Below are 13,199 nucleotides of genomic sequence, written 5' to 3'. Positions count from 1 at the left end.
CGTTTTCAAGGGCAGGCAGCGAAGGCTGCGCCGTCAGCCGGCGCCGCGTTGCGGCGCGGCGCACGTCCGACCGTCGTTCGCCATTGCGCGCACCGTGTCATTCCGACCGCCCCGGCACGCCGCGCGTCCCGCGCGCGGTGCGGCCGAAGCAACGGGCGTCCGCCCGATCAGCGTTCCGACCGCTTCTTGCTCAGCTCGATCGTCTCGAACAGTTCATAGTCGGCGGTCGGCTGCTGGTCGGCGCCCGGCGCGTGGTAGTAGCGCATCGTGATCGTCGTGTTCCCGCCCGGCTTGCCCGGGTCGTGGTCGAACACGGCGATCCCGTAGCCGGTGCCCGTATCGCGGCGCGCGGACCAGATCGCATCCTCGAGCGCATCGGCCGGCTGACGCACGAACGTGTTCGGCGCCGTGCCGGGCACCGGCCGGTTCGGCTTCGTGAACACCTTCGCCTGCGCAAAGCCGGTCGCCGGATTCTCGCCGTACACGTCGAGCGGCGCGCTGGTGCCGCCGCCGCCGAGAATCAGGTGGATCGTGCCGTGGCTCGTGTCGAACTTCGTGCGGTCCGGATCGGTCGTGCCGACCGGGCGCGGCTGAAGCGTCTCGACGACTTCGCCGGTCGACGCGTCGACGCCCGCGCGGTGATTGCAGCCGCGCACCGGGTAGCTGCGCTCGTAGTCGTGATCGTGGCCGCACAGCACGAGGTCGACGCCGTAGCGGTCGAACAGCGGCAGCCACGCCTCGCGAATGCCCTTGTCGGAACCGTTGCCCGTCTTCGACGAACTGAGCGCGTCCTGGTGCATCTGCACGATGATCCAGTCGATGTCGTCGTCATGCGCGGCATGGCGCAGCGTGTGTTCGAGCCAGCGCGTCTGCTCGCCGTTGCTGTAGCCGCGCACGTAGAACGACGTGCCGGGCTCGATCGGCGGGCGGCCCGTGCTCGCGGCCGGCACCAGCGGCGCGGGGCCGCCGACGAAGGCGGCCGCGTCCTGGTACACGACGTCGTCGGCGTCGAGCGACACGAACAGCACCGAGCTCACGCGGAAGCTGTACCAGCGGCCCGGGAAACGCGTGCCGTTCTCCGGCAGCGTATAGCGCGCGAGATACGAGTCGAGCCCCTGCGGGCCGTTGTTGAATTCGATCTCGTGATTGCCGGGGCACGGCATCCACGGACGGTTCGCGGCCGACGTCTGGTTGTTGTTGCCGAAATCGCGCCACACCTCGGGCTGGTGCGCGGGGTTCAGGTTCGCGTAGCAGAGGTCGCCGTTCAGCAGGTGGAACAGCGGCTGGAACTGTTCGACGGCCTGCACCGCGAAGCGGCTCTGCGGCGACGACAGCACCCATGCGCCGTTCGGCGTCGCGAGGTCACCGTAGCTCGTGAAACGGAACGGCGCGCGGCCGCGCGGCGCGGTCGAGAAATTCGCGGAGAACGGCTGTGCGGCGTTGCTGTCGTTGTCGGCCGTGATCTCGTAGCGGTAGCGCGTGTTCGGCTTGAGCCCGTGCACGCGCGCGTGGTACGCGAACACGGTCTCGCCGTTCAGGCCGTCGGTGTACAGGCGCTGGACGCCGTGCACGGTGCGCGCCGGCTCGCCGTCGGCGACGATGCGTGCGCGCGGATTGACGGCGGAAGCGAGCGAGGCCCATGAAATCACGACTTCCGACGTCGGGTCGTTGCCCCACGTGAGATGGACCTGTTCGGGCGTGCCGTCCGGGTTCGACGCGGCGGCCCGCGCGGCCGCCAGGCCGCCGGCGGCGGTCGCGAGGCCGGATACGCCGGCGAGTTTCAGAAAGCCGCGGCGGGAGACGGACGCGGCAGGCTCGTTCGTCGGGTTCGGGTTGTGATTGTTGTCCTGGTTCGACATGGTCGGTGTTTTCGTTAGTGGAGACGCGAGATGTGGAACCGCCCGGCCATAGGCGCGCGGCCGGGGCGTGAGCCGGAAACGAGCGGGATCCCGGTGGCACGCATTGTCCGCAGGCAGTTTTGCCAAGTTGTGACAGCACGGCAACCCGGTGCGAGCGGCGGCACCTGCGCGCGCCGGCGCGTCGCGGCATCCGGTCCGTGGCGCGGCACATCGGGTCCGGTCGAATTTTTTTGCGGGCGCCGCGACGGATTTCGATCGGCCGCGACGTTTAACGCATGAACGGCCGCTTCCGGCCGATATCCGTGACTCTGGAGTCTTTCATGAAGCTTTCTGCTCCATTGCGGTTTGCCGCGGCATGCGTGGCCGCGCTGGCGGCGTCGGCCGCTTTCGCGCAGGCCGTCATCGTCGCGCCTTACGCGCCGCCGCCACCGCGCGTCGAAGTGATGCCGGCCCCGCGCGCGGGCTACGAATGGGACCCGGGCCACTGGCACTGGCGGCACGGCCGCTACGTCTGGATACCGGGGCACTGGCAACTGGTTCGCGTCGGCCATCACTGGGTGCCCGGACATTGGGACGCGCGCGGGCCGACGTGGCGCTGGGTGCCGGGCCACTGGGCCTGACGTGTATGCCGCCGCACGGCACGCAGTGCCCGTGCGGCGGGTTCTTCCCGCAACGTCATGAGTCGCAGCCATGCCATTTCGAATCGTCGCGATACGGGGCGCCGCAGCCGTCGTGCTGACCGGCTGCGTCGTGGTGCCGGCGCGTCCGGCCTATTACCGGCCCGCGCCGGTCGTCGTATATTGAGCGCGCCGGCCGCCGCTTGCGCGACCGGGGGGCCGGTGCACGATCGATATGCGACCTGAAACGGATGCCGATGAAACGGATCTTGCCGAAGCCGTGCGCGATGCGTGCTGCGATCCCGAACCGCCGGTACGGCAGGGTCGGGTGATGGCGCGACGCATGCAAGGAGAGCGTGACGATGAGCTTCAGTCTGCCGGCGGGCGCGTCAGCGATCGCGCCTCGGCACAGACGCGCGACGCGATGGCGCGCCCCGCGTTGAGCGAAGGCGATCCGGACGCGGTGCTGGTGGCGCGGGTCGGGGCGCGCGACGCGTCGGCCGTGCGGCTGCTCGTCGCGCGCAAGCTGCCGCGGCTGCTCGCGCTCGCGACGCGCATGCTCGGCGACCGCACGGAAGCCGAGGACGTCGCACAGGAGACGTTCTTGCGAATCTGGAAACAGGCGCCGGGCTGGCGCGAGGGCGAGGCGCGGTTCGACACGTGGCTGCATCGCGTCGTGCTGAATCTGTGCTACGACCGCTTGCGCGGCCGCCGCGAGGAGCCGGTCGACGTGTTGCCCGACGTGCCCGATCCGCAACCGGAGCCGGCCGCGCGCGCGGAGCACCGCTCGCGCGACGCGCGGGTGCGGCAGGCGCTCGCGGCGTTGCCGGCGCGACAGCGGGAAGCACTCGTGCTCCAGTACTATCAGGACCTGTCGAACGTGGAGGCGGCCAACCTGATGGGGATCACCGTCGACGCGCTGGAAAGCCTGCTCGCGCGCGCGCGGCGAAACCTGCGCGCGCAACTGGCCGGCGACTCACCTAGCGAGGACATCCGATGACACCCGAACGATTTCGCACCATCGTCGCCGCGTACGGCTCGGATGCGCGGCGCTGGCCGGACGACGAGCGCACGGCCGCCGAGGGATGGGCGCGCGCGCACCCCGGCGAAGCGCTGGCCGCGCTGGACGAAGCGGCCGAACTCGATGCGTGGCTCGCCAACGATACGGTCGCGCCGCCCGCGCCGGCCCTCGTCGAGCGTATCGTCGCGACCGCGCCCGCACCGCGCCGTGCGCGGCGGCGGGGCGCGGTGTGGTGGTCGGGCGCGGCGTTCGCGGGGGTGGGCTTGGCCGGCGCGCTCGCGGGCGCGGTGGCCGTGTCGATGCTGATGCTCGGCAGCGTACCGTCGTCGCAGCACGAGCCGGGTTATCTGACAACGACGTTCGGCGGTCCGAGCGTGGACTGGAGCGACAACGAATGAGCGAACGCGGCTGGAAATTCATCCTCGTCGGCTCGGTCGTGCTGAACGTATTCATGCTCGGCGCGATCGGCGGCGGCGCCTATCAGTGGTTTTCGACGCATCGCGATTCGCGGGTGGCGGGCGCGCCGGCGTCGCGCACCGCATTGCGTTTCGCCGCGGACGAATTGCCCGACGCGCGCCAGCAGGAATTCGCCGCCGCGCTGAAGGCGGCGCGCAAGGACGGCCGCGATTTCGCGCGGGAAGCGCGCGACGGACGGATCACCGTGCTGGACCTGCTCGCCGCGTCGCAGCTCGATCGCACGGCGATCGACGCCGCGCTCGACCGCACGCGCGCGGCCGATACCGCGCTGCGGGCGCAGGTCGAGCGCGGTGTCGTGGATTTCGCGGTGACGCTGACGCCGGACGAACGCGCGAAGTTCGTCGACGGGTTGCGGCGCAGCGGCAACTGGCGGCTGCCGCCGAAGGCGCAGAAGAAGCCGGGCGAAGCGGGCAGCCAGTAGGCGAGCGCCGCGCGATTGCGCGTGCGTGGCGCTTGCGTATCGTTCGAACCGGCGGCGCGTGCGGGCAACGCCGCGCCGGCCGTCGATCGTTGCCGGCACGCTTCATCGAAGCGTCGCAACGCAGCAGCCATCCGCGACGCAACCGGCACGCCCGGCGTGCGGGCATCCGGGCGGAGATCGCGTCGCGCACGCCATATTCGGGTCCATTGAAGTCGCGACAGGCAGATGCTTCGCAAGGATCGCCGCGCGACGTCCCGCCTGACATGCCCGTCGGGCCGGCTATCGGCTATCGGCGCTGACGCGCGTTGCGGTGTCGGCGAATCCGTGCCGGACCCCGGGCAATTTCCGGGCAATGCGTGCCGCCATCCTTCTCGCGGTGTACGACGGACGCCGAAATATTCGTGATGCCAGCGACGGATTTTCGCCCGGCCGACGTTAAACACGGGTACGCATCCTGAGAGCCTTCGCCATGGATCACCCGAACGACATCACCCCGGCCGCCATCGCGCTGAACCGCTTCGGTCTCGGCGCGCGGGCCGACGACACGCCGCCGGCCGACCCGAAGGCGGCGCTCGTCGCCCAGTTCGACCGTTACGACGCGCGGCCGGCCGCGTGGGCCGGCGAGCCCGACGCGGTGACGCTCGCGACGCGCTTCGCGAACGCGCGCAACGCGATGACGGGCGACGATCCGGCGACGAAACGCTCGACCGAGCAGTCGATCCGGCGCGACGGCAACGAGACGTACCGCAGCGCGGTCGCCGCGCGGCTGAACAGCGCGCTCGACACGCCTGCGCCCTTCGTCGAGCGCCTCGTCCATTTCTGGGCGAATCACTTCGCGGTATCGGTCGACAAGGGGCAGGTGGCCGCCTACGCGGGCGCGTTCGAACGCGACGCGATCCGCCCGCACGTGCTCGGCCGCTTCGAGGACATGCTGGTCGCCGTCGAGCAGCATCCCGCGATGCAGCTGTTCCTCGACCAGGCGCGCTCGGTGGGCCCCGACAGCATGGCCGCGCTGCGCGCCGAGGCACGCAATCCTTCGGCCCGGCGCGGGCTCAACGAGAATCTCGCGCGAGAAATCATGGAACTGCATACGCTCGGCGTGCGCACCGGCTACACGCAAGCCGACGTGACGGAATTCGCGCGTGCGCTGACCGGCTGGAGCATTGCCGGCGGCCGCGGGCCGCAGCCGGGCGATGCGGCGCCCGGCGCCTTCGTGTTCCGCCCGAACCTGCACGAGCCCGGCGTGCGTACCGTGATGGGGCGCAGCTACGACCAGCCCGGCGAGGCGCAGGCGCGCGCGATCCTGCACGACCTCGCGCGTTCGGAGGCGACCGGGCGGCACATCGCGTTCCAGCTCGCCCGTCACTTCGTCGCCGACAATCCGCCGCCCGCGCTGACCGACCGGCTGGCCCGCGCGTTCGACGCGAGCGGCGGCGACCTGCCGACCGTCTATCGCGCGCTCGTCGAGGCGCCCGACGCGTGGGCGCCGGTCAACCGCAAGTTCAAGACGCCGTGGGAATGGGCCGTGTCGTCGCTGCGCGGGCTTGGCTGGCGCACGACCGACGACCTGGGCAACCTGAAGGCCGCGCCGCTGCTCACGCAGCTCGGCCAGCCCGTGTGGCGGCCCGGCTCGCCGGCCGGCTACGACGACGTCGCCGCGAGCTGGGCCGCGCCCGACGCGCTCGTGCGTCGCGTCGAACTCGCACAGCGGCTGGCCGCGCGCACGGGCGACCGGCTCGACCCGCGCACGCTCGGCAACACGCTGCTCGCCGGCTCGTTGAGCGCGCCGACCGCGACCGCGCTGTCTCGCGCCGAAAGCGCGACCACGTCGCTCGCGCTGCTGCTCGTATCGCCCGACTTTCAACGGAGATGACCATGGCACTGTCCCGCCGCCAATTCCTGAGCGTTGCCGCCGCCGGTGCGGGCGCGATCCTCGTCGCGCCGCGGATCGTGTTCGCGAACGTCGAGACCGACCGGCGCTTCGTGTTTGTGATCCAGCGCGGCGCGGCCGACGGCCTGAACACCGTCGTGCCGTATGCCGAGCCCGCGTATGCGTCGCTGCGCGGCCCGCTCGCGATCGACACGGCCGCCGCGACGCGGCTCGACGGCACGTTCGCGCTGCATCCGTCGCTCGTGCGGACCGCGCAACTGTACCGCGACGGGCAGGCGCTGTTCATCCACGCGATCGCGTCGCCGTATCGCGACCGCTCGCATTTCGACGGTCAGAACGTGCTCGAGACGGGCGGCCGCGCGCCGTACCAGGTGAAGGACGGCTGGCTGAACCGGCTCGCCGCGCTGCTGCCCGCGACGCGCGAAAGCGCGATCGCGTTCGCCCCGACCGTGCCGCTCGCGCTGCGCGGCAGCGTGCAGGCCGCGTCGTACGCGGCATCCGGTTTGCCGGCCGCGCCCGACGACCTGCTTGCGCGGGTGTCGGCGCTCTACGAGGCCGACGCGCAGCTCGGCCCGCTGTGGCAGTCGGCGATGGACGCGCGCGGCCTCGCCGGCGACGCGCATGCGCGGCAGGACCCGGCGGGCGTCGGCAAGCTCGCCGCGACGTTCCTGGCGCGCGACGACGGCCCGCGCATCGCGATGATCGAAACCGGCGGCTGGGACACGCACAGTGCGCAGAACGCGCGGCTCGCGAATCAGCTGAAGGCGCTCGACACGATGCTCGCCGCATTGCGCGACGGCCTCGGGCCCGCGTGGCAGCAGACCACGGTGCTGGTCGCGACCGAGTTCGGCCGCACGGCCGCCGCGAACGGCACGGGCGGCACCGATCACGGGCAGGCGTCGGTCGCGATGCTCGCGGGCGGCGCCGTCGCGGGCGGCCGCGTGATCGCCGACTGGCCGGGCTTGCGGTCGGGGGACCTGTACGAAGGGCGCGACCTGAAACCGACGGCGTCGCTCGACGCGCTGATCGCGGGCGCCGCCGCCGAAAGCCTGCGGCTCGATCCGCGCCGCACCGCGTCCGCGCTGTTCGCGGAAAGCGGTGCGATGCGGCCGATGAGCGGACTGTTGCGCGGAACCGCGTGACGCACGGCGCTGCCGCAGCGGCGCCGATCAATCCATCCATGACACAACAGGGAGAATGCAAGATGACGAAGATCCGATCCGTTTCGCTCGCCGTGCTGGTGACGGCCAGTGCGGCGCTGATGTCCGCCTGCGTGGTCGAACCCGTGCGGCCGCCGCAGCCGGCGCCCGTCGTCGAGGTGCCGCCGCCGATGCCTGCGCCGGGCTATCGCTGGGAGAAGGGCCATTACCGGTGGGCCGGCAATCACTGGGCTTGGGTGCCTGGGCACTGGGTAGGCGTGTACTGATCGGGCAGCACGTGCCGCGCGCGGCGCGGCGTCTTGAACCGCGATGCGCGTTGCCCTAAGCTTCGGGCTTCCGGCGGCGGGCATGCCCGTTCGCCGTCACGGCGGGCCGATCCGCGGCCGCCGTTTTCTTCCCGATGGCACCTACATGAAAGCATGGCTCGTTGCGCTGGCCGTCGCCGCCGGCATGACCGGCGCGCACGCCGCGTCGTTCAACTGCGCGAAGGCGTCCACGTTCGTGGAACGCGAAATCTGCGGCAATCCGGCGCTGTCGCGTCTCGACGATGCGCTCGACGCGGATTACCGGCACGTCGTGGACGATTTCGGCAACTACCCGGTCGAGGATCCACCCGAGTATCACCAGTTCATCGCCACGCAGAAGGCATGGCTGAAGGCGCGTAATCGCTGCACCACGACGCAGTGCCTGTTCGACAGCTACCGCAAGCGCATCGACGTGCTGTGCGGCCAGATCGACGTGCCGGCGGAAAGCGACCGCGCGACATGCCGCGGCAACGGCGGCCTGGGCGGGCTCCGCCTGGCTCGCTGAGCCTGGCCGCGACGCGCGGGCGGGGATCGCCATCCGCCGCCGCGCGCCTACCACCCGATCCGGTGTTTCTCCTGCGTCTCGCGATGCCGCCAGTCGTCGTCCGCGTGCAGGTACTGGCTGGTCGTCGTGAGCGATACATGGCCGAGGTTGTCGCGCACGAGCCGCAGGTCGACCTGGCCGTCGGCCATGTGCGAGCCCGCGCTGTGGCGCAGCCAGTGCGCGGACGCCTGTTCGAGCACGCGCGCCTGCTGCGCGCCGGCTTCGCCGTTCGCGCGCAGCCGGTCGGCCGCGTGCCCGAACACCTGCTTCACGATCCGGTGCAGCGCCGCGCGCGTCAGCGGCTTGCGCGCCCGGCCGACCGGCAGCACGAGCGGAGTCGGCTCGCCGTCGGCGGGTAGCGCAGGCAGCCCGTGCGCGCGCCGGTAGCGCGACAGCTCGGCCATCATCTCGTCGGTGGCCGGCACGAGCCGTTGCCGGCCGCCTTTGCCCGTCACGTCGAGCCACCAGCGCTCCAGCCCGTCCGCGTCGCGCCGGCAGAAGAACCGGCCCATCGTCGTGTCGGCCGCTTCGGTGATGCGCAGCCCGCCGAGGTACAGCAGCGTGAACAGCCAGCGTGCGCGATCCGCGTGGAAACACGCGCGTGCGTCGTCGCGCGGCATCGCGGCGATCGCGTCCTTGACCGACTGCCACAGCGGCTGCCCGAGATGGCGCGTGACGCGCGGCGCGGGCCGGCGCTGGCGCTGGCGCGACAACGCGAGCGGATTGCCGGCCAGGTAGCCGGCCTGCACGAGCCACGAGAACATCACGTTCAGGATCACCAGCGCCTGCCGCTGGCTGGCCGCCGACAGCGGCCCGTAGAACGGCCGCCAGCGCGGATCGTCGCGCGGATGCTTGCGGCCGCCGTTCGCGCACCACAGCTCGGCGGGCGCCGGTGCGAGCAGGAACTGCCGGTAGACGACGAGATCCTCGTGCGTGAGCGACGACAGCGGCTTGCCGCACGCGATCACGGCCCACAGCAGCAATCGTTCGGCTTCCTTGCGGTAGTTCTGGAAGGTGGTGGACGTATCGACGAAGCGCGCGAGCCAGGCGCGCACCGCGTCGAGGTCGTTGGTCGCGGCGATCTGCGGATGCGCGCCGTTCGCGCGGTTGGCCCCCGCGCGTCCGTCGAGCGCGGCCGGCACGGTCAGCACGTCGATCGGCAACGGGCGGAGCGCGGCGTCGGACGGAACGGGTGAGGTCATGCGAAGGGAGAAGGACGGTGCGTGGCCGCGCGGATCAACGCAGCGCGACGAAGCGGATCGGGAAGCGCCGATGGTACACGATCATCGCGCGGCGAACCCGCCGTCGCGACGGCGGCATCGAGCACGCCGCCGCGAGACGGCGCGTTGTCCGGCCGTGTCCCCGCGAGCGGCGCCTGCCGCGCGATGCCGACGATCCGGGGCGCAGCGACACGTGCGATTCGCCGGTGGCGATATGCGTGACGGATCGGGAACCCGGTAACTCGGCGCGTCGTGCGCGAGATTCCGTGAATGAGAGGGATTTTTTTTGTAAGGTATTTGTGAACTTTCCCGCCACGCTATCTCTCTAATCGGCCCTCCAATGCTTTCAGAGGAACATCAGATGATTCGCCAATCCAGAACGCTGCTCGGCGCGGCCGTCATTGCCGGCAGCACGCTCCTCGCCGGATGCCAGACCGATGCGGTCGCCACGGCGCCGAACGCGGCGCGCCCGGCCGACGGCAAGCCGGTGACCCGGACCGTCTACGTCGCGCCGCAATCCGCGCGCTGCACGGGCGTCGCGCCGATGGAATGCCTGCAGGTGCGCAGCAGCCCGGGCGACGCGTGGAGCCTGTGGTATGCCGGCATCGAAGGCTTCGCGTACCAGCCCGGCTACCTGTACACGCTCGAGATCGACGAATACCGCGTCGCGCAGCCGCCGGCCGACGGCTCGTCGATCCGCTGGGTGCTCAAGCGCGTCGTCGAGCGCCGCCCGGCGAACTGACGGCTGCACTCATGCCGACGAGCGCGCCGCCGCGCCGGCCGGCGGCGCGGCCGTATCGATGCGCCGGAACACGACGGACGACAGCAGCGTGACCGCGCCCATGCACGCGAACGCCAGCATGAACCCGTGCGCCATCGAGCCCCAGCGGGCGGCGAACAGGTTGACCAGCCCGCCGCCGATCGACACGCCGAGCCCCATCGCCAGCATCTGCATCATCGTGAACAGGCTGTTGCCGCTGCCGGCGTCGGCGTGCGACAGCCCCTTGAGCGTCACGCCGTTCATGGCCGCGAACTGCATCGAATTCGCGGCGCCGAACACGATCAGCAGCAGGCCTTCCAGCAGCGGCGCCGGCCGCGCCGACACCAGCGCGAAGCCGGCGATCGCGCAACCGACGATCCCCGTATTCACGACGAGAAATGCCGCGTAGCCGAAGCGCTTCACGAGCGGCGCGATCCAGCGTTTCGCGATGACGCCCGCGATCGCGGCGGGCAGCATCATCAGCCCCGATTGCAGCGGCGTATAGCCGAGCTGCACCTGCATCAGCAGCGGCAGCATGAACGGCACCGCGCTGGTGCCGATCCGGCACAGCAGGTTGCCGAGCAGCCCCGACCCGAAGTTCGGCTCGCGGAACAGCCCGAGCCGGAACAGCGGCTGCGCGCGCCGCCGTGCGTGCGGCAGGTACGCAAGCGCGCTCGCCAGCCCGAGCACGGCGAGCCCGGCGGCCCACGCGGCGCGGTGCGCGGGCATCGGCGGATCGATCGCGAGCGACAGCGCGATCATCGCGGCCGACAGCAGCGCACAGCCGACGAAGTCGAACGGTGCCGGCTGCTGCGCCTGGTCGTGCGGCAGGTAGCGCTGCACGGCGACGAAGCCGACCGCCCCGACCGGCACGTTGACGATGAACACCCAGTGCCAGGAAATCGCCTGCGTGAGCCAGCCGCCGAGCGTCGGCCCGACGATCGGCCCGAGCTGGCCGGCGATCGACACGAACGCGATCGCCGCGACGTAGTGTTCGCCCGGCACGCGCCGCAGCACCGCGAGCCGCCCGATCGGCAGCAGCATCGAGCCGCCGATGCCCTGCACGGCGCGCGCGACGACGAGCTGGCCGAGCGTATGCGATGCCGCGCAGCCGATCGACGCGAGCACGAAGACGAGAATCGCGACCGAGAACACGCGGCGCGTGCCGAACCGGTCGGCGAGCCAGCCGGACGCCGGCGTGAGCATCGCCATCATCAGCGTGTAGGCGACCACGACGGGCTGCATCGCGAGCGGCGACGCGTGCAGGCTTTGGGCGATCGACGGGAGCGCGGTGTTGACGATCGTCGTGTCGAGCGACTGCATGAAGAATGCAGCGGCGACGATCCAGAGCAGGGCGGAGTGTGGGGATTCCCGGGACATGACGAAATCGGTGGTGCAACAGGCCCGGCGCGGGTTGCGCCGCCGCGTGGCCGCGCGGCGCCGGCCGGTCTTCAAGCGTTCGATGGTACCGATTCCGTCGGCCATCGGGAAGTCGCCTGAAGACGTTGACTGTCATCGGCAATGCCGATGACAATGCCGGCATGCTCAATCCTGTCTGGCTCAAGACGTTCGCGACCGTCACGAACTGCCGCAGCTTCACCGAAGCGGGGCGGCAGCTCGGGCTCAACCAGTCGAGCGTCAGCGAACACGTCCGTCGCCTCGAGGAGAGCGTCGGCCGGCGGCTGTTCGTGCGCGACACGCATTCGATCGCGATGACGGCCGACGGCGAGGCGCTGCTCGTGCATGCGAACGTGATCCTGCAGGCGCTGAACCGCGCGGAATCGCAGTTCCGCAAGCCGCGGCTGCAGGGGCGCGTACGGCTCGGCGCGCCCGACGATCTCGCGCTCGTCGCGTTGCCGGACGTGCTGGCCGGGTTTCGCGCCGCGCATCCCGACGTCGCGCTGGAAATCACCACCGGCATGACGAGCCGGCTCTGCGAAGCGCTGGACGCGGGCGCGCTCGACCTGATGATCGGCAAGCGGCGGCTCGGCGAGCGGCGCGGCACGCCGTTGCTGCGCGCGCGGCTCGAATGGGTCGCGCGGCCGGGCACCGTCGTGGATCCGGAGCGGCCGCTGCCGCTCGTGCTGGTCGCGGAGCCGAGCGTGACGCGCGCGATCGTGCTGAATGCGCTCGCGGAAAAGGGCATCGGCTGGGAAGTCGTCTGTTCGAGCAGCAGCCAGCCGGGTTGCATCGCGGCCGCGCGCGCGGGGCTCGGGCTGACCGCGACGTCGCATTACCTGTCGACGGGTGGGCTCGCGCCGCTGGGCAACGGCGATGCGCTGCCCGTGCTGCCGGAGATCGAATTCATCGCGCTGGCCGCGAAGCGGCTCAGCCCGCCGGCCCGCACGTTGCTCGAATTGCTGGAAGCGAGCGACCTGCGCGCACCGGGCGCGGAGGTGTGACGTCACTGCGACGGGTGACGCTCCTGTAACCGGCACTGGCACCGACACCGACACCGACACCGGCTTCGCGCGCCGTCACGCCGTCACGCCGCCCGTTTCTGCGAAATCACGAGCAGCGCGCCGTTCCGGTCCTCCAGCACCGCGCGGTATTCGTGCGGCCCGGCCTGCACCGGCACGCGCACCGCTGCGCAGGCCTTCACGACGCGCGCCATCGCCGCGCGTAGAGGTCATCATTCCCGTCGACGCGCAGCGTGAGCGCCACGCGCTCGACGATCCGCTCGTCGCCGGCCACCAGCGCGATCGTCAGCGGGCCGCCGTCGAGCGCGCGGTAGCGCTCGCCGTCGCGGAACTTCACGTTCATGCCCAGTCCGTCGACGAACAGCGGCAGCGCCGTGTTGATGTCGTCGACGGGATACAGCAGCATCGATATCTTCATCCCGGTTCTCCGATGTCGTGATTCGGGCGGCGTGCAATGCGCCGTCGTTCGATGCTAGCGCGCCGTTCCCGCCGTCACGCAGTCCG

15 protein-coding genes are annotated in these 13,199 nt (G+C 71.2%); 10 read left to right on the top strand and 5 right to left on the bottom strand.

Annotation, left to right across the window (positions count from 1 at the left end; all coding sequences use genetic code 11):
• Positions 1-167: 167 nt before the first annotated feature.
• Positions 168-1,859, bottom strand: coding sequence for a purple acid phosphatase family protein (locus GQ57_RS05150; protein WP_031397581.1), 1,692 nt, complete (start codon positions 1,857-1,859; stop codon positions 168-170).
• Positions 1,860-2,179: 320 nt separating this feature from the next.
• On the opposite strand from GQ57_RS05150, the gene GQ57_RS05145 reads away from it, so the two are divergent.
• The 8 genes from GQ57_RS05145 (at position 2,180) to GQ57_RS05105 (ending at position 8,256) form a co-directional block, all read left to right on the top strand.
• A complete protein-coding gene (locus GQ57_RS05145; protein ID WP_031397580.1) occupies positions 2,180-2,479 on the top strand; it encodes a YXWGXW repeat-containing protein in 300 nt (99 codons plus the stop codon).
• Positions 2,480-2,711: 232 nt separating this feature from the next.
• Positions 2,712-3,476 carry an RNA polymerase sigma factor gene (locus GQ57_RS05135; protein WP_081896594.1) on the top strand — a complete coding sequence of 255 codons (765 nt, stop codon included), beginning with the start codon at positions 2,712-2,714 and terminating at the stop codon, positions 3,474-3,476.
• The gene (locus GQ57_RS05130) at positions 3,473-3,895 is read left to right on the top strand and encodes a hypothetical protein (protein WP_034197282.1); all 423 of its coding nucleotides are present in this window, start codon (positions 3,473-3,475) and stop codon (positions 3,893-3,895) included. The genes GQ57_RS05135 and GQ57_RS05130 overlap by 4 nt, the downstream gene beginning before the upstream one ends.
• Positions 3,892-4,395, top strand: coding sequence for a periplasmic heavy metal sensor (locus GQ57_RS05125; RefSeq protein WP_031397576.1), 504 nt, complete (start codon positions 3,892-3,894; stop codon positions 4,393-4,395). The genes GQ57_RS05130 and GQ57_RS05125 overlap by 4 nt, the downstream gene beginning before the upstream one ends.
• Positions 4,396-4,864: 469 nt before the next feature.
• Positions 4,865-6,268: a DUF1800 domain-containing protein gene (locus tag GQ57_RS05120; RefSeq protein WP_031397575.1), complete on the top strand. Its 1,404-nt coding sequence runs from the start codon at positions 4,865-4,867 to the stop codon at positions 6,266-6,268.
• Between the two features lie 2 nt (positions 6,269-6,270).
• A complete protein-coding gene (locus GQ57_RS05115) occupies positions 6,271-7,428 on the top strand; it encodes a DUF1501 domain-containing protein (RefSeq protein WP_034197281.1) in 1,158 nt (385 codons plus the stop codon).
• A 62-nt stretch (positions 7,429-7,490) separates the two neighbouring features.
• Entirely contained in the window at positions 7,491-7,712 is a 222-nt protein-coding gene (locus GQ57_RS05110) for a YXWGXW repeat-containing protein (protein ID WP_034197280.1), read from the top strand.
• 145 nt (positions 7,713-7,857) lie between these two features.
• Entirely contained in the window at positions 7,858-8,256 is a 399-nt protein-coding gene (locus tag GQ57_RS05105) for a lysozyme inhibitor LprI family protein (protein ID WP_034197279.1), read from the top strand.
• Positions 8,257-8,303: 47 nt separating this feature from the next.
• On the opposite strand, the gene GQ57_RS05100 is transcribed toward GQ57_RS05105, so the two are convergent.
• Entirely contained in the window at positions 8,304-9,497 is a 1,194-nt protein-coding gene (locus GQ57_RS05100) for a tyrosine-type recombinase/integrase (RefSeq protein WP_034197278.1), read from the bottom strand.
• 379 nt (positions 9,498-9,876) lie between these two features.
• Between GQ57_RS05100 and GQ57_RS05095 the strand changes: the two genes are divergently transcribed.
• Positions 9,877-10,257 carry a DUF4377 domain-containing protein gene (locus GQ57_RS05095; protein ID WP_031397571.1) on the top strand — a complete coding sequence of 127 codons (381 nt, stop codon included), beginning with the start codon at positions 9,877-9,879 and terminating at the stop codon, positions 10,255-10,257.
• Between the two features lie 9 nt (positions 10,258-10,266).
• Here the strand turns inward: GQ57_RS05095 and GQ57_RS05090 are convergent, their stop codons facing one another.
• Positions 10,267-11,655 carry a DHA2 family efflux MFS transporter permease subunit gene (locus tag GQ57_RS05090; protein WP_031397570.1) on the bottom strand — a complete coding sequence of 463 codons (1,389 nt, stop codon included), beginning with the start codon at positions 11,653-11,655 and terminating at the stop codon, positions 10,267-10,269.
• A gap of 161 nt (positions 11,656-11,816) precedes the next feature.
• Between GQ57_RS05090 and GQ57_RS05085 the strand changes: the two genes are divergently transcribed.
• Positions 11,817-12,677 (top strand): LysR family transcriptional regulator, encoded by an 861-nt coding sequence (locus tag GQ57_RS05085; RefSeq protein WP_031397569.1) that lies wholly within the window; start codon positions 11,817-11,819, stop codon positions 12,675-12,677.
• Positions 12,678-12,760: 83 nt separating this feature from the next.
• Here the strand turns inward: GQ57_RS05085 and GQ57_RS44125 are convergent, their stop codons facing one another.
• Positions 12,761-12,889 (bottom strand): hypothetical protein, encoded by a 129-nt coding sequence (locus tag GQ57_RS44125; RefSeq protein WP_268810866.1) that lies wholly within the window; start codon positions 12,887-12,889, stop codon positions 12,761-12,763.
• The gene (locus tag GQ57_RS05080; RefSeq protein WP_235215022.1) at positions 12,874-13,113 is read right to left on the bottom strand and encodes a hypothetical protein; all 240 of its coding nucleotides are present in this window, start codon (positions 13,111-13,113) and stop codon (positions 12,874-12,876) included. Before GQ57_RS05080 ends, GQ57_RS44125 begins: the two co-directional genes overlap by 16 nt.
• Positions 13,114-13,199 lie beyond the last annotated feature (86 nt).

This window comes from Burkholderia sp. MSh2, from assembly GCF_000731655.1.
Taxonomy (GTDB): domain Bacteria; phylum Pseudomonadota; class Gammaproteobacteria; order Burkholderiales; family Burkholderiaceae; genus Burkholderia; species Burkholderia paludis.
The sequence above is the reverse complement of the archived record's forward strand: the minus strand, read 5'-3'. Positions and strand labels throughout refer to the sequence as shown.

Coding starts and splice junctions, on each gene's coding strand:
- GQ57_RS05150 (WP_031397581.1), bottom strand. CDS start 1,859: ATGTCGAACCAGGACAACAATCACAACCCGAACCCGACGAACGAGCCT.
- GQ57_RS05145 (WP_031397580.1), top strand. CDS start 2,180: ATGAAGCTTTCTGCTCCATTGCGGTTTGCCGCGGCATGCGTGGCCGCG.
- GQ57_RS05135 (WP_081896594.1), top strand. CDS start 2,712: ATGCGACCTGAAACGGATGCCGATGAAACGGATCTTGCCGAAGCCGTG.
- GQ57_RS05130 (WP_034197282.1), top strand. CDS start 3,473: ATGACACCCGAACGATTTCGCACCATCGTCGCCGCGTACGGCTCGGAT.
- GQ57_RS05125 (WP_031397576.1), top strand. CDS start 3,892: ATGAGCGAACGCGGCTGGAAATTCATCCTCGTCGGCTCGGTCGTGCTG.
- GQ57_RS05120 (WP_031397575.1), top strand. CDS start 4,865: ATGGATCACCCGAACGACATCACCCCGGCCGCCATCGCGCTGAACCGC.
- GQ57_RS05115 (WP_034197281.1), top strand. CDS start 6,271: ATGGCACTGTCCCGCCGCCAATTCCTGAGCGTTGCCGCCGCCGGTGCG.
- GQ57_RS05110 (WP_034197280.1), top strand. CDS start 7,491: ATGACGAAGATCCGATCCGTTTCGCTCGCCGTGCTGGTGACGGCCAGT.
- GQ57_RS05105 (WP_034197279.1), top strand. CDS start 7,858: ATGAAAGCATGGCTCGTTGCGCTGGCCGTCGCCGCCGGCATGACCGGC.
- GQ57_RS05100 (WP_034197278.1), bottom strand. CDS start 9,497: ATGACCTCACCCGTTCCGTCCGACGCCGCGCTCCGCCCGTTGCCGATC.
- GQ57_RS05095 (WP_031397571.1), top strand. CDS start 9,877: ATGATTCGCCAATCCAGAACGCTGCTCGGCGCGGCCGTCATTGCCGGC.
- GQ57_RS05090 (WP_031397570.1), bottom strand. CDS start 11,655: ATGTCCCGGGAATCCCCACACTCCGCCCTGCTCTGGATCGTCGCCGCT.
- GQ57_RS05085 (WP_031397569.1), top strand. CDS start 11,817: ATGCTCAATCCTGTCTGGCTCAAGACGTTCGCGACCGTCACGAACTGC.
- GQ57_RS44125 (WP_268810866.1), bottom strand. CDS start 12,889: ATGGCGCGCGTCGTGAAGGCCTGCGCAGCGGTGCGCGTGCCGGTGCAG.
- GQ57_RS05080 (WP_235215022.1), bottom strand. CDS start 13,113: ATGAAGATATCGATGCTGCTGTATCCCGTCGACGACATCAACACGGCG.